5 protein-coding genes are annotated in these 14,052 nt (G+C 45.2%); all 5 read right to left on the minus strand.

The features are described 5' to 3' along the window. Positions 1 to 117 precede the first annotated feature (117 nt). Positions 118 to 4,851: an efflux RND transporter permease subunit gene (locus QZZ43_RS01170; RefSeq protein WP_291855258.1), complete on the minus strand. Its 4,734-nt coding sequence runs from the start codon at positions 4,849 to 4,851 to the stop codon at positions 118 to 120. Further along, positions 4,848 to 7,922: an efflux RND transporter permease subunit gene (locus QZZ43_RS01175; RefSeq protein ID WP_291855261.1), complete on the minus strand. Its 3,075-nt coding sequence runs from the start codon at positions 7,920 to 7,922 to the stop codon at positions 4,848 to 4,850. Before QZZ43_RS01175 ends, QZZ43_RS01170 begins: the two co-directional genes overlap by 4 nt. Positions 7,923 to 8,006: 84 nt before the next feature. Further along, positions 8,007 to 9,065, minus strand: coding sequence for an efflux RND transporter periplasmic adaptor subunit (locus QZZ43_RS01180; RefSeq protein ID WP_291855264.1), 1,059 nt, complete (start codon positions 9,063 to 9,065; stop codon positions 8,007 to 8,009). Positions 9,066 to 9,380: 315 nt separating this feature from the next. Beyond that, a complete protein-coding gene (locus QZZ43_RS01185) occupies positions 9,381 to 10,868 on the minus strand; it encodes a TolC family protein (RefSeq protein WP_291855268.1) in 1,488 nt (495 codons plus the stop codon). Between the two features lie 14 nt (positions 10,869 to 10,882). Next, positions 10,883 to 14,052 (minus strand): ABC transporter permease subunit (locus tag QZZ43_RS01190; RefSeq protein WP_291855270.1); only part of this gene is annotated, 3,170 nt, incomplete at its 5' end.

The raw sequence follows: 14,052 nt of genomic DNA on the forward strand, positions 1-14,052 counted from the left end.
ACGATTTTACGATAAAACAACCTTGTTTTTAGGCTTACCTGCCAAGGTCGGTCCCAAACATGTCATTTAACCTTTTTAAATATTTATTTTGGACAGGTTTGACCAAACATTAAAAAATTAATAGTTGGCCCCATCTGGGGATCCGGGTTCTTTCAGCAACCACAGGTAGGAGTCTTCCAACACAGCCGTTACTTCGACTGCCCGTTCATCAGGTTTTTCAGATGAGAGACACCGCAGCCTTACATTCTCTCCCTGGTTCATGTGGTGCGTGACAGTCAACCGGCGGGTCATCTCTTCCACCTCGTGGGCAGCAACTTCCACCTGCCAGACTTTTCCTCCGGCAATGGTGACCATGTTTCTTGGCTCTCCCCAGTAACGTAAAGCTCCTTTCGACATGACCGCCACCTGGTTACATGAACTGGAGATATCTTCTATAATGTGCGTGGAGAAAACCACTACCCGCTCCCGACTCAGCTCGACCAGCAAATTACGAAAACGGATTCTTTCGCGGGGATCCAGACCTGCAGTAGGTTCATCGACCACCAGAATTTTGGGCAGATGAAGCAAAATCATGGCAATGCCAATGCGCTGTTTCATTCCCCCCGAATAAGCTCCGATTTTACTATAGCGACGCTCCCACATGTGAACCGATTTCAGCACATAGCGAACACGCTCTTCCCTCATTTCCCTGTCCACAATGTTTTTCAATATGGCCTGATAATTCAGGAACTCCCAGGCAGTCATATTCTCGTAGGTTCCGAATTCCTGTGGCAGATAACCAATCAGTCCCTGCAGCTCTTCCCGGTATTCGGCAGTATCAAAGCCATTAATGAAAATTTTCCCGTAACTCTGGTCCAGAATTCCGCAAAGTGTACGCATGATGGTTGTTTTTCCAGCACCGTTTGGCCCCAGAAGTCCAATCATGCCACTTGACAACTCCAACGAAACTCCTTTTACTGCTTTAAACGGCTCTTTCGCTTTTTTGGCAAAAGGGAACAGCATGACCCACTTCACAAAACGGCGTCTAATTCCCTTAAACCAACCTCGAATCAGTTCGGGTTTCAACTGCCCGGATCGTGTCTTTTTACTAACCAACACCACAGAACCTACAAGTACCCACAACACAATAATTGTTACGGCTCCACCTTTGCTTTTCCAGTTTTGTGACATCATAATCAGCAAAGCCAAAGGATATCCGATGCGCCAGGCCCAACGAACCATTTTCAGAAACTTACGGCGATTGAGAATATTATTGTCAGAATACCGGGGTTTGAACCAGCGCAAATGTAAAACCTCAAAGTAGCCCGCCACCACGAAATAGTTGATTATCCAAAACACCAGCTGCCAAAAGCCACTATTGATATAAACCATAGAAAACCAGTTTAGAAAAACAAGCAAAGGAACCTGCCAGATAAGTGCGGCCGTGAATTCTCCCGACGTCAATGGCGTTTGGAGAAGTTTCTTTCTGAGCTTGTTACGCTGGCTCCACTCCCTCCTAAAACGGTTGGAACGGCCATAAACTTTCACAATATTCCTTATTTTTATCCGGATAGGTTCCTCATCTCCAATAAGCTTACTGTTGGCACGTTTAAGGCTGTTCAATGCAAACCAAAGAACCCAGGGAACCCCAGCCACAATTAACACGGTGGTTACCATTTGCCATAGCACGGACAAATCACTGCCCCACCATATCCACACAAATAACAGAACCCAAACCGCAATCAGTGCTGTTCTCAGTGTCCGCCTGAGCGAACGAATCCAACTTAGTGCACGTTCCAGTCCCAATCCAAAAGCCGGAACAAAAACCAAAGTGAGTACCGAACTAAAAATCAGACCTCCAATAACAGTAATGGCAAAGGGAGCACCCAGAGCACCCACATATTCGCCTTCTCCAAGGCTCAACGGAAGCATGGCTACAATGGTAGTGGTGGCGGTAATCAAAATGGGGCGTAAACGGGCCATCCCCGCCTCCATGTACGAGCGAACCACCGATATTCCTGATCGGCGCATTTGCATGGCATAATCGATTAGGATGATGCCATTGTTAACCACAACCCCAAGTAAAATCAAAAAACCAATGAACGTATTGAAGTTAATCAATGAATTTCCGGTAAATAAGAGCGCGAGCATGGAACCTACTGCCGCCAGCGGAATGGTAAACAACATAACCACAGGAGCAGTAAACGATTCAAAAACAGAGGCCAGAATCATAAATATCAGCAAAATGGCCATCCCGGCGAGAAAATAGTACTCCTTGGTCTTTTCATCCCGCTTCAGCGTAGCTGTTACACCTTCGGGAACTCCTGCCACCAGTAATAATTCTTCAATTTCCTTGAGAGCTATCTCTTCCAAATCGCGCGAACTTTCCACCTCCTCTTTTAGATTAAAACGCACCACAATCTGTTTCTCCTGATTCACACGATGGTATTGCGATTCACTATTCTGCAAAGCAATATCAGCAAACGACTGCAGTTTGACACGCTGACCACTGGAAGTCATAATTCTGGTATCCGATAAGGTCTCCATATCGGCAGCTTTTGTTCCTTCCAGGGAATCTTCATCCACCTGTTCAAAAGCCAACATGATATCATACTCCTGATTATCGGCCTTAAAAGTACCTCCCGATTCTGTTTGGGGAGAAAGGGTTGTCAATTGTGAGACAACCTGAGCAGGTTGGACTCCGTTGATGCCCATCCAATAAGGATCCAGGCCAAGCATTACCTCGGGACGCTCCCAACTGCCCTCCACCCAGACACCATCCATACTGGTCAGGTTTTCTTTCATCAAATCCACCAAATCATTGGCAACAAGAACCATGTCATTAAAATTCTCGCCTTTGACAACAACCTGCCGCTCTTCTTCGGTTAGTCCAAGCATCGACAGTGCGCCACCCCCCATTCCCTGGCCACCACCACTTTCTCCTCCTGTATCAAAACTGACCGAAGCGCCCGGCCACTCCACCAAAAGTTCTTTCTCCACTCTCGATTTAATTTCCTGAAAAGGAATGCTCTGATTTTCCATGGAATCTTTGTCCACTTCTACCGTAAGTACTGCCCTGTCGGCGTATATTTTACTTATCACATTAACAGGAAGCTCCAAGCCGGCAAGGCGTTCCTCCATCGTACGGACAAGTTCATTGGACTTTTCCAGTGTGGAACCCTCATTCATCTCCACATTAACTTCAACGCTGGTCTTTTCCAAGGGTTTGTTGCCGGCAATACTGAACGCAAAACTGATAAAAGCCACCAAAAAGAAAAGTCCCAATCCGCCCATTACCAGCCGTGCCGGATGCCGCAACCCGCCTTTAAGCAGCTGAATGTAAATCTGAACAAAATGATTATGCAACGGGAGTCTGGAAAGACGCCACGACTGTCCCCGCTGACGTTTCAGAATGGCGTTAACAATGGTTGGGATCAGCACCAGCGCCACAACCAAAGAAACCAGCAATGTAGATACAATGGAAACACTCACATGTCGGGCCACCTCGCTCAAAACCTGATTAGTCGCAAATACAAATGGAAGAAAAACCACGATGGTAGTGAAAGTAGCCGCAGTGACCGAGCGCCAGATCTGGGAAGTTCCTTTCACCACCATATCTTCCGGCTTCCCTCCCCGGGAGGTCATCCGGTAAATATTCTCCATCACCACCACCCCGTTATCTATCAGCATCCCCATTGCAAGGGCAAGGCCAATAAGCGTAAGCATGTTAATGGTAATATCCGCAGCATAGAAAAAGTTAAATGCCCCAAACACTGAAACAGGCATGGCAACCATCACAACCAAAACCAAAGGAAGGTTTTCAAGAAATATCCACAGAATAAAAATGGCCAGCAAACCCCCTATTAAGGCCAATTGGATAATTTGGTCAATGTTTTCCTCAATTTCCTCAGCAGAATTCGACTGGATTTCCAGACTTAATCCCCGGGGCGCAAAATCTTCATTGATTGATGCCACCTCTGCCTTCACCTTATCCGAAAGTTCAATTAAGTTGACCTGTGACTCCCGCACCAGCGAAACCGTTACCACATCCTGCCCGTTTACCCTGCTGAACGAATCAGGGTCGCGCACACCATAACTGATAGTGGCAATATCCGAGAGCAACAAAGGGCCCTCTTCATTGATAACAATTTGTCCGATATCGGATGGAGATAAATATTCTGCACCAGCATTGACAAAAAAGCGGGTTCCATGCTGATGCACTTCTCCCACAAAGGTTTTAGATTGTTGACCGGCTCTAATCTGCTGGCGAATATCATTCATGGTCAACCCGTAACTCTCCAGTTCGTCACGATTCAGCGTTACGGTCACTGTTTTCTCCCGTCCTCCAAATACCTGCACAGAAGCCACGCCATCAACAGCCATAAAACGGTCGTTCACTTCCTGTTCCAGCAAAGTGCGAATCCGGTCAGGCCCTCCCTCTCCCACCACCTGAATCTGCATAAATTCGGTGTTAATCTGCTCCATATCCACCCGTACCACTTCTGCCATAAAACCTTCGGGCAAACGACTCCTGACTGCATCCACCTGCTCCGTCAGTTTCAGGTAGGCATATCTCATGTCGGCCTGTTGCGCAAAGAAAACAGATACCATGCCGCCGTCGGGCATCACCCTGGATTCAATTTTTTCCACTTTATCGAGCCGTCCGGCCGCTCCCTCCAGGGGAATAATGGCTTCCCGTTCCACGTATTGAAGGTCTCGCTCCACAGGCGCCATCACACGAATAAAAAGAACAGGCAACTCCATGGCGGGAATCAGTTCAACCGATAAAGACCGGTAACTAATAACACCCAGCATGGTAAGTGCCACAAAGAACATGCTTACGAGTACTTTTCTGTTTATCAGGTTCTTCATAAAGCATTCCTTTGTTTGCGTCCGGATTTATCGAACAATTCATAAACACAGGGAATTACCACCAGCGTAAGCAAGGTGGATGTAAAAAGACCTGCTATCACTGCAATTGCCAAAGGCGAACGCAAGGAAGCACTGCGCCCGATGGAAAGGGCCAAAGGAAAAAGAGCCAGCATGGTTGTCAGGGAAGTCATCAGGATAGGGCGCAAACGGTCACGGGCTGCATTCAACACTGCCTGACGTAACAATACACCCTGATTTTTGTACTGATTGATGGCATCCACCAGAATAATGGAATCGTTCACAGCTATACCGCCGAGCATCACCACGCCTATAAAAGCCATAATATTAAAGTTAATCCCCAGCAACCAAAAGGTTAGAATGGTTCCAACCCCTGCCAGCGGAATAGTCAGCAGAATAGTAAAGGGATGTATCAGAGACTCAAATTGCGCCGCCATCACCATATAAACAAGAACTACGGAAAGCAGCAGTGCGAATAAAAGTTGTGAAAAGGACTCTTTTCTGCGCTGCTCATCGCCGGTAATCAATACCCGATAGCCGGGTGGAATGGCCATCCCCCCCACCAATGCTTCCACCCGTTCCACCACTTTATCGAACGGCTCTCCAGATATTACTCCTGCATAAACTTTCCCCACACGACTCTGGTTATCCCGAAGAATCTCTCCCGGTTCATGCCCAACATCTATGCGGGCCAGTTCATTCAGCCGATAGGTCTCCTCCCCGTTCACAATCTTCAAAGTGGCGAGATCATTAATATCTAATTCCCTACCTGAAACTTTGATTTCGGTACGGTTGCCATTTTCCTCCAGCGAACCGGCATCCTGCTCCTGCAGGGAGGCCTGCACCTGAGAAATAATACTCTGAATATTCATACCCAGCATTCCGGCTTTCATGCGGTCAATACGGATATCCACTTCGGGCGCTTCTTTCTCGAATGAAGTAAATACATTAAATAAATCGGGCGATTGATTCAGTTTTTCGGCAATTTTGGAGGTGGTTGTTTTTAGCACATCGGCATCAGGCCCCCGAACTTCTAACACAAAGGGTGATTCATCATCCCCGGCCAGTGACTGTAATGCCGGTTCTGTCTGACCATATTGCAATTCCAGTCCACTAACATCTGCAAATAAACTGTCCAGAGCAGCAGTTAAAATCCCGGAAGAGGAATTGGAAACCTCAGAAAAAGCTACTTTCAAAAATCCTTCATTTTCGCCTCTTGAGAAGGATTGTCCAGATTCGGTTACAGCAGGCCCTGAATGAGCATATATCCATTTGAGGGTCCCCTTCGGCATAATTCGACGGACGGATTGCGAAACAGTCAAAAGAGTTTCGTTAGTTGTCTCGAGTCGTGTTCCTGCCGGCAAAGTCACCTCTATTTCCAGTTCATCGGATGAAGCATCGGGCAAAAAAGAAGAACCCACAAAGGGTATCAAAGCATAACTTCCCGCCATCAATAAAAGAGCCCCTACAAGCACAAAGCCTTTGTGATTCAGAGCATTTTCAAGAATCTTATGATAAAACACCCATTTTAGAGGTTTTGAAGTCGCTGCGCTGCGTTTTTTTCGAATAAGTTTGGTACTCAGCAAAGGAACCACCATCAGTGCAACCCCCAGCGAACAAAAAAGGCTGAAAGCCACTGTCCATGCCTGGTCTTTAAAAAATTCGCCCGATACACCCTGCAAATACACTATGGGTAGAAAAACCACAACGGTGGTTAGGGTGGATGCAATAATGGCACCTCCCACACTTCCTGCGCCCTCTATTGCTGCATCTTTCAGTGATTTTCCTTTTTCCAGCAGCCGGTAAATATTTTCCAACACGATAATGGCATTGTCCACAAGCATTCCCGCACCCAGTGCCAGTCCGCCAAGGGTCATGAGATTCAATGTTAAATCGTTGAAATACATTAACCCGAAAGTGGCAACCACAGACAGCGGAATGGCAATACTAACCACCAGAGTAGCACCCCAGTTCCGCAGAAAAAGGAACAACACCACCACGGCAAAAAGAATTCCAAGCAATGCACTGTCGGTGACTTCAGCAACCGATGCTTCGATAAATTCGCCCTGATTCTCCACCACTTCCATTTTTAACCCAAGATGGTTGGCAGTAAAATCATCCAGCGTTTCAAACACAGAACCCGTCATCTCAACGGTATTGTACCGGTTCTCTTTGTATATGTAAAGTCCAAGGCAATCCGTTCCGTTGATACTTACCATACTGGCAGGCCGGTTTTCAAGCAATGCAACATCCGCAATATCTTCCAGCAATACGGGAGAACCAGCATACCCGGCCTCCCCATCAGTTCCGGCCATTTTTATTACCAGATTTTTAATGTCGGCAGGTTTCGAAATTGCGCTGCTACCTCTCACCACATATCGCTGTCCCTTCTCCTCGATGTAGCCACCACTCACATTCTGATTAAAACTATTGATTTTTTCGGCTACCTGTTCCAGTGTAATTCCAAAGGCACTCAGTGCTCCGGTATTTACCTGAACCTCCACCACATACTCGCGCTTTCCCGCAATAGCCACATCTGCCACTCCTTCCAGACGCACCAACTCGGGACGCAACACATTCTCCACCAACAAACGCAGCTGATTCAAATTACGTCCCAACGAATCGGAAAGGGCAATTTGCACCACCGGATCGGCATTAGGGTTAAACCTGGAGATATTCAGCTCTTCCACATCATCACGATTGGAATAAGGCGACAGCACTTTCTGCAACTCCAGAAATGCCTGGTCCATATCTGTATCCCACGAATAAGAAATGGTCAAACGTGCTCGTCCCGCCATGATTCTCGAACCCACATTCACCACTCCTTTTTGCCGGACGATAAGCGCTTCGACGGGTATCACCAGCTGTTTCTCAATCTCGGCAGGAGGCCGCTGGCCGGCATCCATCTCCACGAACAAGCGTGGATTGTCAATCTCCGGCATCAGATTAGTTCCCAGGCGCGAAAATGAGATGAATCCAAGCAGCAATACCGCTAAGACTATCATCGATACAGTGACGGGATTTTTTATGGAAAATCTAGGTAAGCTTCTCATTATTTTTTAATTATTAAGACCGTTCCGTGTTTATTTAAAATAGAACCTAAGAGCAACCAGCCATGAGCTGACAGCTAAATTCCATCACTTCACCTCATCTTCAATCTTCACTTTTGAGCCGTCGCGCAGGGTTTCAAACCCCTTCACCACAACCTGTTCGCCTGCTTCCAGTCCATCCACTATTTCAATACGGTCTTTACTTTCCAGTCCGGTTTGCACAATACGTTTCCGGGCGGTCTCACCATCTAGCACATAGACAAATTTTCCCCCCATCTGCGACAAAACCACGTTGGGCGGAACTGCCAAAACACTATCTTTTTGCTCTACGACAATTCCGGCATTCACAAACATTCCAGGACGTAACAGGTCATCCTGATTTTGAACTTTTATCCGGCCCTTAAAAGAACGGGTGGCAACATCCAGTGCAGGCGAAAGTTGAGATATGGTTCCGGTAACGGTATCTTTGGACGAGGAATAACTGGTAATATAAGTAGGCTGCCCGGCTTCGACCTTTCCAAACGAAGCGGCAGGCAGGGTAACATTCAAAATCATCTGGTCATAATTCATGATACTGACCATCTCAACACCCTGTTGTACCCTGACACCCTGCGAATAATAAGGCAATGAAGTAATTACCCCTTCAATAGGCGCTTCAATACTCATTTTGTCCAGATTAATTTGGGCATTTTCATAAGTTTTCCGAGCCGTCACCAGGTTCCGTTCAGCATTCACCAGTTCCCGCTGGGTAACGCCCCCTTTTTCAAACAGAGCTTTCTGCTTCTCATATTCCTGTTCAGATATTTCCAGATTGAGCCGTTCTCCTTCAATGTCGGTGGTATTGCGATAAGCCTTGTCTTCCAACCTGATAATAACAGTTCCCCGGCTCACCTTATCACCCATTTTGAAAAGAGCACCAGTGGAAGGATTCTTCTGCAAAAAATACTCGCCCGACATCTCATTGGTCAGCGATACCGAACCTGCAGGCAGCAAATCGCCGGTAACGGTTACCACTTCCCTAACAGTACTGGGAGTGAGATTTTGCACAGTTACATCGACAGCCACATCCATATTAAAGCGTTGATTCTGATTGCCACAACCGGCAATGACCAGAATAAGGAGTAAAGCAGTGATTATTTTTTTCATAAGGCTTAAGAATAAATTTTATAAGGTCTAATGGAACTCGCATGAAAAAATTCATACAGATTTATATTGTTTCAACCTTTGCCATGCCAGTTTCGTTAAAATTTTCACTCAAATATAAATCAAAGAAAAATGAGATTGCTTCACTGCCTTCGCAATGACGATATATTGTGTAATTTTGAGAGGTGTTGGAATTGATTTTCGGCAAGGCCGAAAATCAATTCCAACTTCTCTAAAAAAACTATTTAACAGCGTCATTGCGAGCAAAGCAATCTAAGTTCATAAAACAAGGTTTCCTGAACAAGTGTGTTTTCATTTTTAATATTTCGACAAATCGGGCACTATGCCTTCCCCCAGTTCAAAATCATAGAGAGTCTGAATTTTCATATTCAGCAGCTCCAGTAAATAGCTAATGCGGGCACTTGTCAAATCGGTTTTTTTCTGAGTCAGCTGATTCTGATAAAGGTTCAAATCCATACTTGTCAGGTCGCCGTTTTTATATTTTTCCAGGTTAATTTCATAGGTCAGTTTGGCATTCTCCAGGTTCTTCTGAGCAATATCAATCTGTGTAAGCAGGTTTTTCAAGCTTCGGTGTACCTGTCTTATGGTAAGTGAAATGTTAATTTTCTCATCTTCCATATTAATTTCCCTGATTTGCTGGGCTGCCTGAGCTGCTCTCATCCTGGCTTTTTTCTCTCCCCAGTCCCACAGTGGAATTTCCAGCGAAAAACCAATATTCTGATTATCGGTCGGACGGTCGAAAACACCAGTCAACTCTTCATCTTCCCCAAAAAGGCCGATAGAAACCCCAATATTCCCTTTGAATTCATTCTGAGCATTGGTGCGAATGAGGTCAAACTGACCTGCTTCAATATCAATCTTCCGTTGTCTGATTTCCAGACGATTTTCAACCGCTCGTTTCATGGCATTTTCCAAATCCACATCAACAGCCATTACATTCACCTCGGCCAGCACAAGAAGTTCCTCATCCAAAGGCATTCCAAGCATTTGTTTAAACTGGTCTTTGATATTCTCCAGTTCCACCTGCCGGTTTTGATAACCCGATCGACTGGTCATCAAATCCAGTTCGGCCTGCAAAAGCTCTTCGCGGGCCACGAGCCCGGCATCCACCTTATTACGGATAATATCAACACTTTGCGATCTGTTTTCGAACTCTTCGCGGGCCGTATTGACCGATACCTGTGCCTCATAAACCTGGTAAAAAGCCTGGGATACTGTTCGTTCGAGACTCAATTCCTGCAAAGCATAGTTAATTTTTGAATTTTCCAGCGCATATTCCAGCTCTTTGAGCTCCATTTTTGTGCGATTGTAAGTGAACAAAGGCTGGTCGAGATGCAAGGAAAGATTGTTACTAAAGCCACGAAAAGGATCGGAACTAAAAGAACTGTTACTTTGCGAATCCTGCCATCTCAGGCTGTTACTCAGGGTCAGTACCCCATCGGTGAGGGCTATGGGTTGCTGTACACTGAAAGTACCATAGCTGCTCATACTTTCGGTAGTGTACCATTCCGATAGCGGATCGTTATACTGACGATTGTGACTATACTCGAAAGGAGTCAGATTCAGGCGAAAGCTGGATTTCAGAGAAGCCCGCCGGGCAATTAAATTCTCCCTGCTTTGTTCCAGATTGAGCCGGGCTCTTTGAATATCCGGACTCTCCTGCCGGGCGTAAGCCAATGCTTTATCCAGCGTAAGCACCTGTTGAGCCTCGGCCTGGTTCCCGGCAGCAAACATCAACACCGCAATAAGCATTAAGAGCTTAAAAAATCTTAGCGTTAGGTTCATTTTATTTCTATTTATTATTTTAGTCTTATCCATTTTACTGCGTCTGCAACCACGTAAGGGAATTCAGATTCATCGGACAGTTCAACGACGGCTTCTCCTTTGTCAAAGAAGAAGCGCCCCAAAGAGACCCATCCGTTGCGTTCTCTTACCGGCCAGGTCTCCACCTTCTCCAAACCATTGGCATAATGTATCTGATAATGAAAACGACCCCTGGAATTCCGATTTCTCCAGCCGGTATTGAGATCGCGTGGAATAAACGCCTGTACTTCATAACGACCTGCCTCGGGCAAATCACACCTCCAAAGAGCCTTATCATTGCCATTCCCTGATGCTTTAAGAGCAGCTGAGCGTAAAAAATCACCGTGATACGATTGAGCTAACGAGTTGGTCCAGACAGCCTGTGGTCTCCAATAATTAAATGGTTCGTAACCAACAGTCTGTTTGCGCTCATGTTTCAACCACCAATCTTTTAAGGTCTTAACCTCATCGCGGCTGGAAATTTTAAATTCCGAATCTTCATTATCAACCACATATTCTTTTGATTCAGCTCCACCGACATCAGAAAAAACGTATTTCTCCACTCCTGCCACATGATTGATATCCAACGATTGTTCTTCGATATTGGCAAAAGAAAAAGAATACACGGGTGGAATATTTCGGGCCACTCCGGTAAAAATCTTCAATTCACGCGGTTGTTGGTCAAACACCATTTTTATGCGCACACTTTCGTTGGCATCAATAGAGTATAGTTTTTTTATCAGGTTTTGGTCTTCCTCCATATTCTGATACATCCACTGCGAAAAAGAACGATTGTTGTTTTCGGAAAGGTCCAAAAAGGAGGTTTCTGTATTTAATATCCCGTCCACATTCCCATTATTGGCCACCTCCACGGAAATCAAAAACTGTTTTTTACCTTCCTTACGAAAAGTTGATGCTTTTACATCTCCAAAATGGAATGCAGGGAGCTGATTCCCTGTCACTAACGAACCGTATTTTTCTTCCAGATTCAATGGGCCATCAGCAACTTCCATCCATTGTGAGGGTCCTTCATTCCGGAAACGATATCGCTTCAATGGATGCTGAAAAACCTTTACAAAATCATCCTGCCCGTTTTGAACCGAAATTTCAGAGAAAAACTGAATTCCCCGGAGATTTAATATCCGGGCTATGGTATCACCGGCATTCTCCCTTGACAGCCAATCCGAAACACTTCGTTCTCTCAATGCCAGCAATCCTTTATACTGGTCACGTTCGGAACGCCACTCATCATTCTTCTCTCTTTGCCCTTTGTGACGTAGTGCTTCATCCATCATAATCTGGAAAACCGGCCAGCCCTCTTCCCGTATTTGATAAGCATGATAAAAATAGAGCGGAAAAATCTGAATTCGATTCCATTCGTTCATGACCCGACTGTCGTCTTCATAATCAGAAAAAACAGTCCATCGGGGAAATAAAAACAGATTACCAGTGAGCGTTACAAACATCTTAGTCTGAACCTCAGTTTCATCTATCCCCTCCCCCTGCATCTCGGCTTCTTCCGTGAAATCATTCCGGGTACGCGTAACATCTAAGAACCATGCTCCCCCACCATATTCAGGCAACAATATAATTTCAGGCTGAATGTGATCAGTTCCGGTTCTCCACGATTGCAGATAAGTATAAAAGTGCAATGGGACCTCAACGATTTTCAATCTTTGGAATGGATAATCCAGACCAATTCGCCTCTCATACTGGTTCTTCAGATCTCTGATAACTGCAGGGAGGGTATCACCCAACTGAGCAAAAGCACTGGAATACAAATTATTACTCGCCTCAACGGACAACTGATAATCTACATTGTCAACAGAGATTGAATCAGTTTTGTAATTTCCTGCAACCAGGGTTAAAGCATTTAATGGCTTTTCGCTGAAAAAGGAAGTTTTACCATCGGAAGAAGATCCAGTCCCCTGAGAGATGACAACCAGATTATTTGCAGATGAGAACTGAAGCGAATAATTGGTAAAATCAGGCTGCTGACGGAAATTTTTCCAGGCCACCTGAGGATACCATCCAGCTTCTCTTGTCAACAAAACAAACTCTGATTGAACAAAGAAGTGTTCTTTTCCGCCGATTAATGGGTCAAAACGACTCAAACGTTCTCTTTTTTCCTCAACGATATAAGGATAGATGGTTTCATTTTCCGGGGCTCCGGAATAAGTCACCCTGCATTCAAATAAAGAGGTGTCGGTCGATTCTAAATTCGCTTTTACAACTGATAAAACACCATCGGAAAATGAGAAATCTACAAGTTGATTATTTAACCGAACCGAACCAACAATGAAACCAGGATTAATATGAAACTGCAATGAATCAGACTTCTGCAATTCACTTATAGTCAACAAAGCTTCAAATTGAAGTTCAGGACCGTCATGATGGACAATCAGGTGACAGGAATCAATTCGATGATTGGGCAAAACAGGCAGTAAACTTTCTGTTTGCCGGATTCCGGCCCGAATATTTTGTCCTTCGATGCCATTGGAAATAATGCCGTAAAACAAAAGGGCAGCGCCGGAAAAAACCATCAGGCAAAGAACCAATAAAACACGGGAGCGATTTTTTGTTCCAGGCAGACGCGGAAGGAAAAATGCAGTCAACAAAATTCCAAATAAGCCCAAAAGAAAATATCCAATTCGTTGCGACAAGAGATTTTCCATTTCTGGAAATCCACTGAATCCCGAATAATAGGCGGGCAGATAAAACCCGATAAAATCCCAGACACCCCAATGCGTGTTTTGAAGATAAAAAAGCACCATCCCTCCAAAACCCAACACCACCACAAAAGTAACAGCCTGATTTCGAATTAAAACCATCAGGATAAAGGAAAAACCTAAAATAAACACCAGCGAAGGGAGGGAAAAAACGAAGAGATAAAACAGCATCGGTTGCAGGTAAAAAACTGCATCGGATGAAATAAGTGTAACTACCAGGGCAAGAAATGCTACTACAAGATTGAGCCCCATAAAAACCATCAGCGCACCCCAGGTTTTTCCCAAAACGTATTGCACGTTCGACATGGGCCGGGTATAAAACACTTCCGTTGTATCCATCTTTCGCTCACGGCCCAGAAAATCAGCAGAAAGAAAAGCTGCAATTACAACCTGAGCAACCGTAAAAAGATAAAAGTTCATGTAAAAAACCCCACCCG

The sequence above is a fragment of the Marinilabilia sp. genome (genome assembly GCF_016278715.1).
Lineage (GTDB): Bacteria > Bacteroidota > Bacteroidia > Bacteroidales > Marinilabiliaceae > Marinilabilia.

Bases quoted from the DNA above. Each gene is read 5' to 3' on its own strand.
- QZZ43_RS01170 (WP_291855258.1), bottom strand. From the start codon at position 4,851: ATGAAGAACCTGATAAACAGAAAAGTACTCGTAAGCATGTTCTTTGTG.
- QZZ43_RS01175 (WP_291855261.1), bottom strand. From the start codon at position 7,922: ATGAGAAGCTTACCTAGATTTTCCATAAAAAATCCCGTCACTGTATCG.
- QZZ43_RS01180 (WP_291855264.1), bottom strand. From the start codon at position 9,065: ATGAAAAAAATAATCACTGCTTTACTCCTTATTCTGGTCATTGCCGGT.
- QZZ43_RS01185 (WP_291855268.1), bottom strand. From the start codon at position 10,868: ATGAACCTAACGCTAAGATTTTTTAAGCTCTTAATGCTTATTGCGGTG.